Source organism: Stenotrophomonas sp. C-A, assembly GCF_054030835.1.
In genome coordinates, this window is the sequence record NZ_CM132916.1 from 4,027,645 (window position 1) to 4,044,539 (window position 16,895).

The 16,895-nt window shown below is 66.4% G+C and carries 15 protein-coding genes; 3 read left to right on the forward strand and 12 right to left on the reverse strand.

Annotated elements, in window-relative coordinates:
- Positions 1 to 42: 42 nt before the first annotated feature.
- The 3 genes from smeF to smeD are packed head-to-tail and all read right to left on the reverse strand — an operon-like array spanning position 43 to position 5,820.
- Entirely contained in the window at positions 43 to 1,443 is a 1,401-nt protein-coding gene (smeF, locus tag ACW5IY_RS18690) for a multidrug efflux RND transporter outer membrane subunit SmeF (RefSeq protein ID WP_152906196.1), read from the reverse strand.
- Between the two features lie 57 nt (positions 1,444 to 1,500).
- Positions 1,501 to 4,623 (reverse strand): multidrug efflux RND transporter permease subunit SmeE, encoded by a 3,123-nt coding sequence (gene smeE / locus ACW5IY_RS18695; RefSeq protein WP_049435921.1) that lies wholly within the window; start codon positions 4,621 to 4,623, stop codon positions 1,501 to 1,503.
- Positions 4,624 to 4,635: 12 nt separating this feature from the next.
- Positions 4,636 to 5,820, reverse strand: a complete 1,185-nt coding sequence (gene smeD / locus ACW5IY_RS18700) for a multidrug efflux RND transporter periplasmic adaptor subunit SmeD (RefSeq protein ID WP_010481396.1) — start codon at positions 5,818 to 5,820, stop codon at positions 4,636 to 4,638.
- A gap of 209 nt (positions 5,821 to 6,029) precedes the next feature.
- Here smeD and smeT point away from each other — a divergent pair, with 209 nt between their 5' ends.
- Positions 6,030 to 6,689, forward strand: a complete 660-nt coding sequence (gene smeT, locus ACW5IY_RS18705) for an efflux transporter SmeDEF transcriptional repressor SmeT (RefSeq protein WP_049435920.1) — start codon at positions 6,030 to 6,032, stop codon at positions 6,687 to 6,689.
- Between the two features lie 45 nt (positions 6,690 to 6,734).
- Positions 6,735 to 7,727 carry a Gfo/Idh/MocA family protein gene (locus tag ACW5IY_RS18710; protein ID WP_049435919.1) on the forward strand — a complete coding sequence of 331 codons (993 nt, stop codon included), beginning with the start codon at positions 6,735 to 6,737 and terminating at the stop codon, positions 7,725 to 7,727.
- A 54-nt stretch (positions 7,728 to 7,781) separates the two neighbouring features.
- Here ACW5IY_RS18710 and hslU read toward each other — a convergent pair whose 3' ends face one another.
- From hslU to ACW5IY_RS18755, 9 genes are all read right to left on the reverse strand, one after another.
- Positions 7,782 to 9,155: an ATP-dependent protease ATPase subunit HslU gene (gene hslU / locus ACW5IY_RS18715; protein WP_019337671.1), complete on the reverse strand. Its 1,374-nt coding sequence runs from the start codon at positions 9,153 to 9,155 to the stop codon at positions 7,782 to 7,784.
- Positions 9,156 to 9,215: 60 nt separating this feature from the next.
- A complete protein-coding gene (gene hslV / locus ACW5IY_RS18720) occupies positions 9,216 to 9,767 on the reverse strand; it encodes an ATP-dependent protease subunit HslV (RefSeq protein ID WP_005411093.1) in 552 nt (183 codons plus the stop codon).
- A 74-nt stretch (positions 9,768 to 9,841) separates the two neighbouring features.
- Positions 9,842 to 10,042: a DUF3079 domain-containing protein gene (locus tag ACW5IY_RS18725; protein ID WP_006393300.1), complete on the reverse strand. Its 201-nt coding sequence runs from the start codon at positions 10,040 to 10,042 to the stop codon at positions 9,842 to 9,844.
- Between the two features lie 77 nt (positions 10,043 to 10,119).
- Positions 10,120 to 11,010 (reverse strand): tyrosine recombinase XerC, encoded by an 891-nt coding sequence (gene xerC, locus ACW5IY_RS18730; protein ID WP_049435918.1) that lies wholly within the window; start codon positions 11,008 to 11,010, stop codon positions 10,120 to 10,122.
- Positions 11,011 to 11,023: 13 nt separating this feature from the next.
- Entirely contained in the window at positions 11,024 to 11,698 is a 675-nt protein-coding gene (locus ACW5IY_RS18735; RefSeq protein WP_049435917.1) for a DUF484 family protein, read from the reverse strand.
- Complete coding sequence (gene dapF / locus ACW5IY_RS18740) at positions 11,695 to 12,546, reverse strand: diaminopimelate epimerase (protein WP_049435916.1); 852 nt, start codon at positions 12,544 to 12,546, stop codon at positions 11,695 to 11,697. The genes ACW5IY_RS18735 and dapF overlap by 4 nt, the downstream gene beginning before the upstream one ends.
- Positions 12,539 to 12,811, reverse strand: coding sequence for an LPS translocon maturation chaperone LptM (gene lptM / locus ACW5IY_RS18745; RefSeq protein ID WP_019337667.1), 273 nt, complete (start codon positions 12,809 to 12,811; stop codon positions 12,539 to 12,541). The genes dapF and lptM overlap by 8 nt, the downstream gene beginning before the upstream one ends.
- A gap of 82 nt (positions 12,812 to 12,893) precedes the next feature.
- Positions 12,894 to 13,319: a YbaN family protein gene (locus ACW5IY_RS18750; RefSeq protein ID WP_049435915.1), complete on the reverse strand. Its 426-nt coding sequence runs from the start codon at positions 13,317 to 13,319 to the stop codon at positions 12,894 to 12,896.
- A 54-nt stretch (positions 13,320 to 13,373) separates the two neighbouring features.
- Positions 13,374 to 15,485, reverse strand: a complete 2,112-nt coding sequence (locus ACW5IY_RS18755; RefSeq protein WP_049435914.1) for a S9 family peptidase — start codon at positions 15,483 to 15,485, stop codon at positions 13,374 to 13,376.
- 143 nt (positions 15,486 to 15,628) lie between these two features.
- Here ACW5IY_RS18755 and ACW5IY_RS18760 point away from each other — a divergent pair, with 143 nt between their 5' ends.
- Entirely contained in the window at positions 15,629 to 16,816 is a 1,188-nt protein-coding gene (locus tag ACW5IY_RS18760) for a pyridoxal phosphate-dependent aminotransferase (RefSeq protein WP_049435913.1), read from the forward strand.
- Positions 16,817 to 16,895: the final 79 nt, after the last annotated feature.

Consider the following 16,895-nt stretch of genomic DNA (forward strand, 5'->3'; position numbering starts at 1 on the left):
GCATCCGTGCCAACCAAGGTTGGCACCTACCGGAAGCGCGGACTACCCGCGCTCGTGCCAGCCGCCACCCAGCACCTTGTACAGGGTGATGCGGTTGGCCTGTTGCGCCAGCTGGGCCTGCAGCTGGGTCTGCTGCGCGTTGTAGGCGGTACGCCGCGCATCAAGCAGGGTGACGAAGCTGTCCAGCCCCGCGTCGTAGCGGGCCTGCGACAGGCGGTTGGCCTGTTCGGCCGCATCCACCAGGCGCTGCTGTGAACTCACCTGCTCATCCAGGCTGACGTTCAATGCCAGCGCATCGGCGGTTTCGCGGAAGCCAACCTGGATCGACTTCTCGTATTGCGCCAGTGCGATATCACGATCAGCGTTGGCGATGGCCAGGTTGGCGCGCAGCTTGCCACCCTGGAAGATCGGCAGGGTGATCTTCGGCAGGAAACTCCACACGCGGGTGCCACTGTCGAACAGGTTGGACAGTTCGTTCGAACCACTGCCGATGCTGCCGGTCAACGAGATGCTCGGGAAGAACGCTGCGCGTGCCGCACCGATGTTGGCGTTTGCGGCCAGCAGCTGGTGTTCGGCGGCCATGATGTCCGGACGCTGCAGCAGCACGTCGCTGGGCAGGCCAGCCGGCGGCGGTGCCAGAGCAAGCAGCTGCGGTTCGATGCTGTCCGGCAGCAGTGCCGGATCCAGCTGGCCACCGGCCAGCAGCGCCAGCGCATTGCGGTCCTGGGCCAGCTGGCCACGCAGGCGTGCAGCATCCGTACGTGCGGTCTCGACCAGGGTACGGGTCTGGGTCAGCTCCAGCGCCGAACTGCCACCACGTTCGTGGCGAGCCTCGGCCAGGCGCAGCGAATCCTCGTAGGTCTTCAGCGTGGCATCGGCGATCTTCAGCCGCTGCGCGTCGGCACCGTAGGTCAGCCACGCAGTCGCGGTCTCGGCCACCAGACTCAGCTGCGCGTTACGGCGGTTGGCGGCCACGGCGAAGTACTGTTGCAGTGCCGCTTCGCTGAGGTTGCGCACTCGGCCGAACAGGTCCAGCTCGAACTCGGCCACGCCGACGCCGGCAGTGAACTGCTCGGTGACGCCGGCATCGGTACCGCGACGTTCCATCTGGCCGGTGACGGCCACGCCGGGCACGCGGTCGGCGCGTTGTACGCGGTACTGGCCGCGCGCGCGTTCAACATTGAGTACGGCCACGCGCAGGTCGCGGTTGTTCTGCAGTGACTGGTCGATCACCTGCTGCAGGCGCACATCGGTGAAGAAGTCGCGCCAGCCGACGGCGGCGACATCGGCCACCTCGCCCTGCGCGGCCTCGGCCGGCCACTGCGCCGGAATCGCCGGAGCGACAGCGGTGTTCTTCGGCACCAGAGTGGAGCAGCCAGCGAGCGTGAGCACGCCGGCAATGGAAAGGAACAGGGATGCACTTTTCATGGGAATGACTTCCATCGGTACTGCCGGATGGCAGGAGGTAGTGCCGGCCAGCGGCCGGCACTACCGTTTCGCTTACGTCGCAGATTTGCGCTTGAACACGCGCTGCACCACCACGAAGAACAGCGGCACGAAGAACACGCCGAGCACGGTGCCGACGATCATGCCGCCGAGCACGCCGGTACCGATCGCCTGCTTTGCACCAGAACCGGCACCGGTGGAGACCGCCAGCGGTACCACGCCCATGCCGAAGGCCAGCGAGGTCATCACGATCGGACGCAAGCGGTCGCGCACGGCATGCATGATCGACTCGATCAAGCTGGCGCCCTTCTCCAGGTTCTCCTTGGCGAACTCGACGATCAGGATCGCGTTCTTGCTGGTCAGGCCCACCGTGGTCAGCATCGCCACCTGGAAGTAGATGTCGCGCTCCAGGCCCTTGAAGGTGTTGGCCAGCACCGCGCCGAGGATGCCCAGCGGGGCCGCCAGCAGCACCGCCGTCGGCACGCTCCAGCTTTCGTACATCGCGGCCAGGCACAGGAACACGATCATCAGCGACAGCGTGTACAGCAGCGGCGTCTGCGAGCCGGCCTGACGTTCCTGGTAGGACATCGCCGTCCACTCGATGCCGAAGCCCGCCGGCAGCTGCTTGGCCAACTGTTCGATCTCGGCCATGGCGTCACCGGAGGCGACACCCGGGGCCGGTTCACCCTGGATTTCCATCGCCGACACACCGTTGTAGCGCTCAAGACGCGGCGAACCGTAGTCCCAGTGCTTGGTGGCGAACGCGCTGAACGGCACCATCTCGCCCTTGTCGTTCTTCACGGACCAGAGATCGAAGTCCTCCGGCACCATGCGGAACGGCTGGTCGGCCTGCACGAACACACGCTTGACGCGGCCACGATCGACGAAGTCGTCGATGTACGAGCTGCCCCATGCGGCGGCCAGCGTGCCGTTGACCTGGTCGATCGACAGCCCCAGCGAAGTCGCCTTGGCCGCGTCGATGTCGATGCGGAACTGCGGCGTGTCTTCCTGGCCGTTCGGGCGCACGTTGGCCAGTTTCTTGCTGCCGGCGGCGAGGCCGAGCAGCTGGTTGCGCGCGGCCACCAGTGCCTCGTGGCCCTGGCCGCTGTTGTCCTTCAGGAAGAAGGTGTAGCCCGAAGCGGTACCCAGCTCCGGGATGGCCGGCGGCGGGAAGGCGAAGATGAAGGCATCCTTGATCTGGCCCAGGGCCGCCATCGCGCGACCGGTGATCGGCATCACGCCATTGTTGGCGTCACGCTCGCTCCAGTCCTTCAGCTTGACGAATGCCATGCCCGCGTTCTGGCCCATGCCGGCGAAGCTGAAGCCCTGCACCGAGAACACCGAGTCCACCGCATCCTTCTCGTTCTGCAGGAAGTGGTTTTCCAGTGCCGCGATCGATTCCAGCGTACGTTCCTGGGTGGCACCCACCGGCGCCTGCACCAGCGCCATCAGCACGCCCTGGTCTTCGTTGGGCAGGAACGAACTGGGCAGGCGCACGAACAGCACGCCCATCAGCACGAACAGCGCCGCAACGATGCCCATGAAGCGCCACGGACGATGGATGATGCCGCGCACGCCACGCTGGTAGCTTTCGCTGGTGCGGTCGAAGCCGCGGTTGAAGCCATTGAAGAAGCGACCGGCCAGGCCACGGTGGGCGACGTGGTGCTCGCCCTTCTTCAGCGGCTTGAGCATGGTCGCGCACAGCGCCGGGGTGAGCACGATCGCCACCAGCACCGACAACGCCATCGCAGAGACAATCGTGGCCGAGAACTGGCGGTAGATCACGCCGGTGGAACCGCTCATGAAGGCCATCGGCACGAACACGGCCGACAGCACCAGGCCGATACCCACCAGCGCGCCGGTGATCTGGCCCATCGACTTGCGGGTGGCCTCGAGCGGCGACAGTCCTTCCTCGGACATGATGCGCTCGACGTTCTCCACCACCACGATGGCATCGTCCACCAGCAGGCCGATCGCCAGCACCATCGCGAACATGGTCAGCATGTTCACCGAGAAGCCCAGCATCGCCAGCACGCCGAAGGTACCCAGCAGCACCACCGGCACGGCGATGGTCGGGATCAGGGTGGCGCGGAAGTTCTGCAGGAACAGGTACATCACCACGAACACCAGCACGATCGCTTCGATCAGGGTCTGCACCACGCCCTTGATCGACACACGCACGAACGGGGTCGTGTCGTACGGGATCTCGGCCTTCAGCCCGGCCGGGAAGAAGTTCTTCATGTCCTCCAGCGCGGCATCCACGCCGGCGGCGGTATCCAGCGCGTTGGCGCCGGTGGCCAGGGTGACCGCCAGGCCGCTGGCCGGCTGGCCGTTGTAGCGGGTGACGAAGTCGTACGATTCCGCACCCAGCTCGACGCGGGCGACATCACCCAGGCGCAGCTCGGCACCGTCCTGCGCACCGCGCACGATGATGTTGCGGAACTGTTCCGGGGTCTGCAGGCGCGACTGCGCGTTGATGGTGGCGTTGAGCTGCTGGCCCTTGATCGACGGCGCACCGCCGAGCTGGCCGATGGCGACCTGGGCGTTCTGTGCCTTGATCGCTGCGGTCACTTCGGCAACCGACAGGCCATAGGTATGCAGCTTGTTCGGGTCCAGCCAGATACGCATGGCGTACTTGCCACCGAACACCTGGATGTTGCCCACGCCCGGCACGCGGCTCAGACGGTCGACGACATTGGAACCGACGTAGTCGGCGATGTCGTTGGCGTCCATGCTGCCGTTCTCGGACACGAACGCGATGACGTTCAGGAAGCCCGAGCTGGACTTGGCCACGTTGATGCCCTGCCGCTGCACTTCCTGCGGCAGCAGCGGCATCGCCAGCTGCAGCTTGTTCTGCACCTGCACCTGGGCGATGTCCGGGTTGGTGCCGCTCTCGAAGGTCAGGGTGATGGTGGCCTGGCCGTTGGACGAGCTGTTGGAGGAGAAGTAGATCAGGCCATCAAGGCCCTTCATGTTCTGCTCGATGATCTGCGTCACCGAGTCCTCGACCACCTTGGCCGATGCACCCGGGTAGGTGGCGCTGATTTCCACCGCCGGCGGTGCGACGTTGGGGTACATCGAGACCGGCAGCTTGAACAGGGCCAGGCCGCCGGCGAGCATGATGATGATGGCGATCACCCACGCGAAGATGGGTCGATCGATGAAAAAGCGTGCCATGGGGTTCTCCGCTTACTTCGCGTCGCCGGCCGGAGCGGCAGGCTGGGCGGCCGCTGCCGGCTTGGCCGGAGCAGCGCCCTTCTCGGTGGCCTTGACCGGCATGCCGGGGCCGATCTTCTGCAGGCCTTCGACGATGACCTTGTCGCCGGCCTTCAGACCGTCCTCGACCAGCCACTTGTCGCCAACCGTGCGGCTGACCTTGACCGGGCGCACTTCGACCTTGTTGTCCTTGTCGACCACCATCGCGGAGGTGTCACCCTTCGGATCGCGGGCGATGCCGGCCATCGGTACCAGCACCGCATCGCTGCGCACGCCGCCGCCGATCACTGCGCGCACGTACATGCCCGGCATCAGCAGGCCGTCCGGGTTGTCCACCTTCACGCGCAGGCCGAAGCTGCCGGTGGCCGGATCGACGCTGACTTCGGAGAACTCCAGCGTGCCCTTGTGCTCGAAGGTGCTGCCGTCTTCCATCAGGATGCTGACCGGCAGCGTCTGGTTGTCCTGCAGGCGGCCGGCGGCCAGTTCGCGGCGCAGCTGCAGCAGCTCGGCCGAGGACTGGGTCAGGTCGACATAGATCGGATCCAGCTGCTGCACGGTGGCCAGCGCATTGGCCTGGCCGGCGTTGACCAGCGCACCCTGGGTGACGCTGGACTTGCCGATGCGGCCGCTGATCGGCGCGGTGATACGGGCGTAGCCGAGGGTGACGTTGGCCGCATCCAGCGATGCCTTGGCGGCGCCGACGTCGGCCTCGGCCTGCTTCTGCGCGGCCACGGCGTTTTCCAGATCCTGCTGGCTGACCGCGTCGACCTTGGCCAGCTCGGTGATGCGCTTGGCGCTCAGGCGGGCGGCATTGGCAGTGGCTTCGGCGCGGGCCAGCTGGGCACGGGCGTTGTTGGCCTGGGCGCGGTAGCTGGCGTCGTCGAGCTGGTACAGCGGCTCGCCGGCCTTGACCATGCCACCTTCGGTGAACAGGCGCTTGGCGACGATGCCATTGACCTGCGGGCGCACTTCGGCGACCAGGAAGGCAGTGGTACGGCCCGGCAGTTCGCGGGTCAGGCCCACGGTCTCGGACTTCAGCGTGACCACGGTGACGTCACCGGGGCCCTGTTCGGGGGCCTGGGGTTGGCCGCCGCAGGCAGCCACGGTCGCGGCGATGGCCAGCGACAGCGCGATGGGTCGGATTCGGCTCAGCAACATGACGGAAAGGCTCTCAGGGGAAGGAATCTCAAAACGCGCTGATACAGGCCGAAAGCGCCAGCAGGCAACGCTCACCGGCGGGGAGAAGCAGCCGGCAACGGCCTGCCACGCACACGGCGGGAATGATGGGACGGAAATATACATACATGCGTGTTTGTTTGTAAACAGGTACAATTCAGCCACGTTTCACCCGCACTCGTACCCTACCCATGGCCCGCAAGACCAAAGAGGACACCCAGGCAACCCGGGAAGGCATCCTTGACGCCGCCGAAGCCTGCTTCCATGAACACGGCGTGGCCCGTACCACGCTGGAGATGATCGGTGCCCGCGCCGGCTACACCCGCGGCGCGGTCTACTGGCACTTCAAGAACAAGAGCGAGGTGCTGGCCGCGATCGTTGAACGGGTGCATCTGCCCTTCATGCAGGAACTGGAGCGCACCTCCAGCGACCAGCGCGACACCCCCGTGCACGACCTGCGCGCGGTGATGATCCATTCGTTCATCGAGCTGTCCGAAGATGAGCGCCTGCGCAAGACCATGGAGATCATGCTGCGCAGCGACGCATCGGCAGACACCAGGGTGCTGACCGAACTGCAGCAGGCCGGTTTCCGCGATGCGCTGGACCGGATGGAGCGCGCCCTGCGCCGCGCCCGCGATCTGGGCCAGCTGCGCGAGAGTGCCGACCCGAAGATCGCCGCACGCATGCTGCACGCCACCGTGCTGGGCGTGCTGCACGGCGCGATGGTCGAACCGGAACTGATGGACCTCAAGCGCGACGGCATGCTCGCGCTGGACATGACCCTGGCCGCCTACGTGAAGGATGGCGTGTTCGTGCCCGGAACGGTGCCCGAGCCGTTGCCGGAAGCGTGAGCGGCGCTGCCGCCACCGCCGCCGCACCCATCTGAGGACAGACCCATGATCCTGGACAATGTGGTGTGGGGCTTCATCGGATGCGGCAGTGTCACCGAGAAGAAGAGCGGCCCCGCCCTGGCCAGCACACCCGGCTCACGCGTGGCAGCGGTCATGCGTCGCAATGCGGCGTTGGCCGAGGATTACGCGCAGCGCCATGCCATTCCCCGCTGGTACGCGGACGCCGATGCGCTCATCGCCGATCCGGAAGTCAACGCGGTGTACGTCGCAACGCCGCCCTCCACGCACATGCAGTACGCGCTGCAGGCGATCGCCGCGGGCAAGCCGGTCTACATCGAAAAGCCGATGGCGATGGATCACGCGGAATGCGAACGCGTGCTGGAGGCCAGCGCGCGCAGCGGCGTGCCGGTATTCGTGGCCTACTACCGCCGCGCCCTGCCCCGCTTCGCACAGGTGAAGCAGCTGCTGGACAGCGGCGCAATCGGTACGCCGTGCAGCGTGCGCGCCACCCTGCATCGGCCGCATTCGGCGAATGCCGCCTCGCCGGACTTCTGGCGGACCAATCCGGCGATCGCCGGCGGCGGGCTGTTCGTCGATCTGGGCTCGCATACCCTGGACCTGCTCGACCATCTCTTGGGGCCGCTGAGCGATGTGCGTGGCCTGGCCAGTTCGTTGACCGGCGCCTACGCCGCCGAGGACAGCGTCTCGATGTGCTTCCGCACCGGGGCGGGGGCGCACGGCATCTCGCAATGGAGTTTCTGCGCCTTCCGCCGCCAGGATGAGATCGAGATCACCGGCGACCGCGGGCAGCTGCGCTTTGCCACCTTCGAGGACGTTCCGGTGGTTCTGGAGACCGAAGCGGGCGTGCAGGCGTTCGATATCCCGAACCCGCCGTCGGTCCAGCAGCCGTTGATCGCTTCCATCGCGGACGAGCTGCGCGGCAACGGGCGCTCACCGTCGACCGGCATCAGCGCTGCGCGCACCAGCGCAGTGATCGATCAGGTACTGCAGGCCTACCGCGCCCGGCACCCGCACTGACCGCCAACAAAAAGGCCGCCTTTCGGCGGCCCCATGGCTTTGCAGAGTCGGGCATTACAGGATGTAGCGGCTCAGGTCCGGATCCTGCACCAGCTCACCCAGGTGCGCATCGACATAAGCACTGTCGATGGCCAGGGTTTCGCCGTCGCGGTCCGGTGCCTCGTAGCTGAGCGAATCCAGCAGACGCTCCAGCACGGTATGCAGGCGGCGGGCACCGATGTTCTCCTGGCGCTCGTTCACCTGGAAGGCGATCTCGGCCAGACGATCAATGGCGTCGGCAGTGAAGCTGACCTTGACGCCCTCGGTGGCCAGCAGCGCTTCGTACTGCTTGGTCAGCGCGGCCTTCGGCTCGGTCAGAATGCGCACGAAATCGTTCTTGCTCAGCGCACCCAGTTCCACGCGGATCGGGAAACGACCCTGCAGCTCCGGAATCAGGTCGCTGGGCTTGGCCAGGTGGAACGCCCCGGAGGCGATGAACAGGATGTGGTCGGTCTTGATCGTGCCGTACTTGGTGGACACGTTGGAGCCTTCCACCAGCGGCAGCAGGTCGCGCTGCACGCCTTCGCGGGAGACATCGCCACCGCCCACGTTATCACCCCGCTTGGCGACCTTGTCGATCTCGTCGATGAAGACGATGCCGTGCTGCTCACAGGCCTCGATCGCCGCCGTGCGGATATCGTCTTCGTTGACCAGCTTGCCGGCCTCTTCTTCCACCAGCAGCGGACGCGCGGCCTTGATGGTCAGCGTGCGCTTGTGCGCCTTGGCGCCGCCGCCCAGATTGGCGAACATCGACTTCAGCTGCTGGCCCATTTCCTCCATGCCCGGCGGGGTCATGATGTCCATGCTCACGTTCGCGGCCAGGTCGAGCTCGATCTCGCGCTCATCCAGCTCACCGTTGCGCAGCATCTTGCGGAACTTGATGCGGGTCTCGTTGTCCTGCGCCGACGGTTCGTTGCGGGCGACTTCCGGATCGAAACCGATGCCACCGCTGCGGCGCGGCAGCAGCGCATCGAGGATACGGTCTTCGGCGCGTTCTTCGGCCTGGGTACGCACGCGCACCTTGGCCTGTTCGCGGTACAGCTTGACGGCCGTGTCGGCCAGGTCACGGATGATCTGCTCGACATCCTTGCCGACGTAGCCGACTTCGGTGAAGCGGGTGGCTTCAACCTTCACGAACGGTGCGTTGGCCAGCGTGGCCAGGCGGCGCGCGATTTCGGTCTTGCCGACGCCGGTCGGGCCAATCATCAGGATGTTTTTCGGCATCACTTCATTGCGCAGCTCCGGCACCAGCTGCATGCGGCGCCAGCGGTTGCGCAGGGCGATGGCCACGGCGCGCTTGGCGTCGTGCTGGCCCACGATGTGCCGGTCCAGTTCCTGCACGATCTCGCGCGGGGTCATGGTGGCGGAGGAAACTTCGATCTTCGACATGGATGTGCTCACGGATTCGTTGTCGGTAGCGCCGGGCCATGCCCGGCGGATCGGGAGGCCTTACAGCTCCTCGACCACCACGTTGCGGTTGGTGTAGATGCAGATGTCGCCGGCAATGCCAATGGCTTCGCTGGCGATGGTGCGCGCATCCAGTTCGGTGTGCGCCATCAGCGCGCGTGCGGCCGACAGTGCATAGGAACCACCGGAACCGATGGCGATGATGCCGTCCTCCGGTTCGATCACATCGCCGGTGCCGCTGATGATCAGCGAGGTTTCCTTGTCGGCCACTGCCAGCAGGGCCTCGAGCTTGCCCAGGCGGCGCTCGGTGCGCCAATCCTTGGCCAGTTCGACCGCAGCGCGCTGCAGCTGGCCGTGCTTTTCCAGCTTGGCCTCGAACAGCTCGAACAGGGTGAAGGCATCGGCGGCGGCACCGGCGAAGCCGGCCAGCACCTGGCCATCACGACCGAGGCGGCGCACCTTGCGCGCGTTGCCCTTCATCACGGTGTGGCCCAGCGTGACCTGGCCGTCGCCGGCAATGGCCACGTGCTCGCCGCGACGGACGCAGACGATGGTGGTGGCGTGGAAAACGTTGGGATTCTGACTGGGGTCCATGCGGCCTCCGATAGCTGTTCCCGGGACATGGGGACAGCGCCGGGTGCGATCAAGCCTGTGCGGATGGCTGCCGTTCAGCGCTTGGCTTGCGATGGCCGATCCGGATTGGGCTCGATGCCCCAGGCGATATACCAGTCTTCGCCCTGCGTCTCGATCGGATGCTGGGTGCGACCGGAGCCATTGCCGCAGGCCAGTGCGTCAGCTGCGCAGTAGCGGTCGCAGCCCCAGCAGATGCGCTCGGGATGCTTCGGATGCAGCGGAATGGGCTTCGCCATGGTGGCGGGTTCCTCGTGGCCTGCGGCCACGATGCGCCGGTAGCGCCCGCTCTGCCCTGATCCAGATCAAGGGCGGGCTATTCAGCCGTGTCGCCCTTGTTGCGGCGCTTCGCGCGTGGATGCGCGGCGTCGTAGACCTTGGCCAGGTGCTGGAAATCGAGGTGGGTGTAGATCTGGGTGGTGGCGATGTCGGCATGGCCAAGCAGCTCCTGCACGCCACGCAGATCACCGGATGATTCCAGGATATGGCTGGCGAAGCTGTGCCGCAGCATGTGCGGGTGCACGTGCTTGAACAGGCCCTGGCGCTGCGCCAGCTGGCGGATGCGGATCTGCACCGCGCGTTGGCTGATCGGCCCGTTGCGGCCGGGGAACACTGGCGAGGCCGGGCCACCGCCACTTTCCGCACGCCACGCCTGCAGCGCTTCGCGCGCAGGCCTGCCGAACGGCACCCGCCGCTGGCGATTGCCCTTGCCCAGCACGCTGACCAGGCCGCTGTCGAAATCCAGATCGCGCCAGGTCAGCGCGCAGACTTCGCTCAGGCGCAGGCCGGAGGAATAGAACAGTTCCAGCAGCGCGCGGTCGCGACGGCCGAGCTCGCCTTCCGGTTCCAGCTCGACCAGCTGCACGGCTTCGTCGGCGTCAAGCACCTGCGGCAACCGGCGCGGCGCACGCGGCGCCTTCAGCGTCGCCGCCGGACTGACCTCGATGCGCCCGTGCTTGAGCAGCCAGGCATAGAAGCTGCGGCAGGCGGACAAGCGGCGCTGCAGGCTCTTGGCCGACAGGCCGCGGCGGTGCTCATCGGCGACGAACTGGCGCACTGCGTCAGCATCAAGCGCCTCCACCGCTACACCACGTGGCTCGGCCCAGACCGACAGCGCGTCCAGGTCGCGGCGGTAGGCATCGAGCGTATGCGCCGACATCCGCCGTTCCACCTGCAGGTGCTGCAGGAAGGCCTGTACCGCGCTCATCGTCGTGTCCTGCTCAGCCCGGGAAGCGCTTCAGGCCGGCGACCAACGCATCGCCCATCATGCGCAGGAACAGCGTGCCCATGCCCGGATAGAAGCGGTTCGGGTCGTGGCTTCCGACCGCAATCAGGCCCATGCCCGGCAGCGGCAGCAGTGCGGTGGTCTGCACTTCCTCGCTGCGCACGCCATACAGCACGGCATTCTTTTCCGGCTGCAGGCGGCCGCAGATCGGCTCGCCGTCCTTCAGGCAGTCGCGGAACGGGCCCAGCTGCGGATCATCGGCGGCGATCACCTGCAGCCAGTCGGCCTGCTCCAGCCCGGCCACCGGCGTGTGCACCACCAGCCGTACCAGGTCGCCGGCGAAATCTTCCTGCAGCGAGGCGGCCATCGCACGCAGGGTATCGGCGGCGTTGTCCTGCTTCATCAGTGCCAGGGTCAGCTGATGCGTGCGCACTGCCAGGCGTTCATTGATCTGGGCGGTGGCGCCCAGATCGGCCAACCGTCGTGCCAGCTCGCGGTTCTTCTCGCGCAGCACTTCCAGCTGGTAGCTGGCCAGCGACGCGGTCGGACCGTCGTCACGCGGCACCACCAGGGTCAGGGCCAGGTCCGGGAACTGCTTGAGGAAGCCCGGATGACGCCGCAACCAGGCAGCGACTTCATGGGCTCCGAGCTTGTCGACGGTTTCGGTCATGCGATCCACTCCCCTTCGAAGACGAATGCGGTCGGGCCGGCCATCACTACCGGCTGGCCATCGCCCGGCCACTGGATGCGCAGGTCACCACCGGGCAGGCTGATGCGCGCGTCACGCTGCAGGCGGCCACGCTGCATCAGGGTCACCGCAGCGGCACAGGCACCGCTGCCACAAGCCAGGGTTTCACCGACGCCGCGCTCATTCACACGCAGACGCGCATGCGCCGGGCCCATCACCTGGGCGAAACCCACGTTCACCGAGCGCGGGAACGATGCATGCTGCTGCAGCAGCGCACCGACGCGCTCGACCGGCGCAGCATCGATCAGGCCCACTTCGATCACCGCATGCGGGTTGCCCATCGACACCGCGGCAAATCGCACGCTTTCCCCCTGCAACGGCAGCAGGTATTCCTCACGCGCGTGGGCGAAGCCCATCAGCGGCACGTTGGCCGGATCGAAGGCAGGCACGCCCATGGTTACCGCGAACTGGCCCTCGCCCAGCACCTTCACTTCGTGGCTGGCCAACGGGCTGTCGATGACGAATGCATCGCCCTGCGCACTGCCTTCGCGCACCAGCCAGGCCGCGATGCAGCGCGCGCCGTTGCCGCACTGCTCAGAGTTGGAACCATCGGCATTCCAGATGCGGTACGACGCCACCGAGCCTTCCGCGCGCGGTGCTTCGATGGTCAGGATCTGATCGCAGCCGACGCCAGTGTGGCGGTCGGCCAGGCGCGCGGCCAGTTCAGGCGTGGGCGGCGCAGTGCCGCCACGCAGGTCGATCACTACGAAATCATTGCCCGCGCCATGCATCTTGCTGAAGCGCAGCGCCTTGGAACCGGCCTTACTCATTCCCGCCGCCCACCTTCTTCGCAGGCGCAGGCGCCGGTTGAGTGGTCGGTGCAGCCGGGTCCACGGTCGTGGCCGGCGTGCCGCTGCCCTGGGTCTCGGTCGGGGTCGCTTCGGTCGCGGGCTCGGCAACCGGTTCGACGGTTTCTTCCACCGGCACCGGCTTCTGCGGCAGTACCAGCGGGCCCTTGTTGCCGCAGGCGGCGAGGAACAGCAGCGAAGCCGCTGCCAGCGGAATCAGGATGGCGTTTCGATGGGGGGTCTTCATGCCCCGAGTATAGCCACTGGCGGCTGAGCGGTTGGTGCAGGGGATCGGGTTGCCGGCCAGCGGCCGGCACCACCGCAGGGGTTCAATCCGCGGGCGGCGGCAGCGGCCGGGTCCACAGCCAGATCGCCACCACGGTCATGCTGCCGATCGAGAACCACTTCACCCAGGCGATCGGCACGCACCACAACATGATGCCGGCACATACCGCCATGGTGATCGTGGCCATCCACTTGCCGTAGCGGCTGACTGCACCATGCGCCTGCCAGTTGGCGATGGCCGGGCCAAAGCGTGGATGCTGCAGCAGCCAGGTGTGCAGGCGCTCGGAGCCGCGCGAGGCGGCCCACGCCGAGATCAGGATGAATACGGTGGTCGGCAGGCCCGGCACGAAGATGCCGACGATGCCGGTACCGAGGCTGACGTACGCCAGCAGCCACCACGCCCAGCGGAAACGCACCACGCGCGGTGGCGTGGTGGCGTCGCGAGGGGCGGAAGGATCTGGCGTGCTCATGGCCGCAAGGATACCGGTTCAGGGTGCCAGGCAATGCCCGGCACCCTGTCGCCATCACGGCTGGGCGATGCCCAGCTGCTGCAGCACGAACGCATACGACTCGGACAGCTCGCGGTAACGCTGGAAGCGCCCCGACTTGCCGCCGTGGCCGGCTTCCATGTTGGTGCGGAACAGGATCGGGTAGTGGCCGGTGTTGTCGTCACGCAGCTTGGCCACCCACTTGGCCGGTTCCCAGTACTGCACCTGCGAATCCCACAGGCCGGTGCCCACGAACAGCGCCGGATAGGCCTGCTGCTTCACGTTGTCATAGGGCGAGTAGGACAGCATGTAGTCGTAGTACGGCTTCTGCTCCGGATTGCCCCACTCGTCGTACTCGTTGGTGGTCAGCGGAATGGTCGGGTCGAGCATGGTGGTGACCACGTCGACGAACGGCACCTGCGCCACCATCACCCGGTAATCCTGTGGCGCCTGGTTGGCCACCGCGCCCATCAACAGGCCACCGGCGCTGCCACCGGACGCGGCGACGCGATCCTTCGCCGCCCAGCCCTGTGCCACCAGCCCTCGGGTGACGTCGATGAAGTCGTTGAAGGTGTTCTGCTTGTGCAGCAGCTTGCCGTTCTCGTACCAGTCGCGGCCCATTTCCTGGCCACCGCGGATATGGGCGATGGCATACACCACGCCACGGTCGAGCAGGCTCACCGCGGTCTGGTTGAAGTACGGATCCATCGACATGCCATAGCTGCCATAGGCGTACTGGAACAGCGCGCCCTTGCCATCCTTCTGGTAGCCCTTGCGGTAGACCAGCGACACCGGCACCTTCACGCCATCGCGCGCGGTGATCCAGACGCGATCGGTTTCGTACTTCGAGGCGTCATAGCCGATCACCGGCTGCACCTTCAGCTGGCGGCGCTCGCCGGTGGCGGTATTCAGTTCGAACACCGTGGTCGGGGTGGTCATCGAGGTGTAGACGTAGCGCAGCCACGGCGTATCGGCCTCGGTGTTGTCGCCCAGGCCCATCGAATACGCCGGCTCGTCGGCCTTCACGTAGTCGCTGCGACCATCCTTGAACAGCAGGCGGATGCGTTCCAGGCCCTCGGAACGTTCGGCAATGGCGGTGTAGCCATCGAACAGTTCGAAGCCTTCGATGAACACCGCATCATCATGCGCGATCCAGTCCTTCCACTGCGCGCGCGAGGCCGCATCGGTCGGTGCGGTGACCAGCTTGAAGTTCTTCGCACCGTCGTTGGTACGGATCACCCAGCGGCCATCGTAGTGGTCGGCGTCGTACTCGACGTCGCGCTGGCGCGGCGCCAGCACGGTGAAGTTCGTCGGGTCGCTGGCCGGCGCGTAACGCTCTTCCGAAGACACGGTGCTGTGCACGCCGATGGTGATGAAGCGATCGTCGCGGGTGCGGCCGATCCCCATGTAGAAGCTGTCGTCCTTCTCTTCGTAGACAACGGTGTCGGCGCTGGCCGGGGTGCCCAGCACGTGCTTCTTCACGCGCACGGTCAGCAACGTTTCCGGATCGTTCTCGACGTACAGCACGGTGCGGTTGTCGTCGGCCCAGACCAGGTCGCCGGAGCTGCCGGTGATCACGTCGGGCAGCACCTTGCCGGTGGCCAGGTCCTTGAAGCGGATCGTGTACTGGCGGCGGCCGACATCATCATCGGCCCAGGCCAGCAGCTGGTTGTCCTGGCTGACTTCCATCGAGCCGACACTGAAGTAGCCCTTGCCGGCAGCCATCGTGTTGACGTCCAGCAGGATTTCCTCGGCGGCCTCCATGCTGCCCTTGCGGCGCGCGTGGATCGGGTAGTCCTGGCCGGTCTCGAAGCGGCTGTAGTACCAGTAGCCACGCTCGCGCGCCGGCACGCTGGAATCGTCCTGCTTGATGCGGCCGACGATCTCCTTGTACAGGGTGTCTTCCAGCGGCTTCAGCGGCGCCAGCAGCTGGTCGGCATAGGCATTCTCGGCCTGCAGGTAGGCCAGCATGTCCTTGTTCTCGCGCTTGTCGTCGCGCAGCCAGTAATAGTCATCGTTGCGGGTCGCGCCGAACGGCGCCTTGACCACATGCGGATGCTTGGCGGCATCCGGCGGAACGGGCGGAGTGGCGGCGGTGGCAGTGGTGGTCATCAGGCTGGCAAGCAACAGGCAGAGGGTGGATTTCATGAGATAAGGCTCCAGGCGCATCAATGCAATGGTCTTCGGCGGGGTCAGATCCCTTTTCCCGAAAAGGGATCTGACCCCAATCCCTGCAATGCGGCAACCCTGCGGATCGTCATGGGTCATGCCGACCGGCGTACCATGGGCACATGAGTACCCTGCCCCACACGCCGGGCTACAGCCGGCGCAGCCATGAAATCGCTCCGTTCCACGTGATGTCCCTGCTGGCCCGCGCACAGGCGCTGGAACAGGCCGGCCACGATGTGATCCACCTGGAAATCGGCGAACCAGACTTCACCACGGCCGAACCGGTCGTGCGTGCCGGCCAGGCCGCACTGGCCGCCGGCCATACCCGCTACACCGCCGCGCGTGGCCTGCCGGCCCTGCGCCAGGCGATCAGCGGCTTCTATCGCAGCCATTACGGGCTGGATATCGATCCCGAACGCATCCTGGTCACCCCCGGCGGCTCGGGTGCGCTGCTGCTGGCCAGCAGCCTGCTGGTCGATCCCGGTCGCCACTGGCTGCTGGCCGACCCCGGTTATCCGTGCAACCGCCATTTCCTGCGCCTCGTTGAAGGCGGCGCACAGCTGGTGCCGGTCGGGCCGGACACCGCCTACCAGCTGACCCCGTCGCTGGTGGAACAGCACTGGAATACCGACAGCGTCGGCGCGCTGGTCGCCTCGCCGGCCAACCCGACCGGCACCGTGCTTTCCGCCGACGAACTGGCTGCACTATCGCAGACCCTGCACGCGCGGGGCGGCCACCTGGTGGTGGACGAGATCTATCACGGCCTGACCTACGGCCTGGATGCGCCCAGCGTGCTGCAGGTGGACGACAGCGCGTTCGTGCTGAACAGCTTCTCCAAGTACTTCGGCATGACCGGCTGGCGGCTGGGCTGGCTGGTGGCACCGCCGGCGGCGGTGCCCGATCTGGAGAAGCTGGCACAGAACCTGTACATCAGCGCGTCAAGCATCGCCCAGCACGCCGCACTCGCCTGCTTCAGCGAAGAATCGATGGCGATCTTCGAACAGCGCCGTGAAGCGTTCCGCCAACGCCGTGATTTCCTGCTGCCTGCACTGCGCGAACTGGGCTTCCGCATCGAAGTCGAGCCGCAGGGTGCGTTCTACCTGTACGCCGATGTGAGCGCATTCACCGACGACGCGCAGGCGTTCTGCGCGCACTTCCTGGAAACCGAGCACGTGGCGTTCACCCCTGGGCTGGATTTCGGCTTCCATCGCGCCAACCAGCACGTGCGCCTGGCCTATACCCAGGAAGTGCCGCGGTTGCAGGAAGCGGTGGCGCGGATTGCACGTGGATTGCGGAGCTGGGGCGCCTGATCGATCTGCGCGAACGGCATCCACGCATGGCGTGGATCTACTGGCCCTACGCCACGTAGATGCGCGGACCCAACGAAAA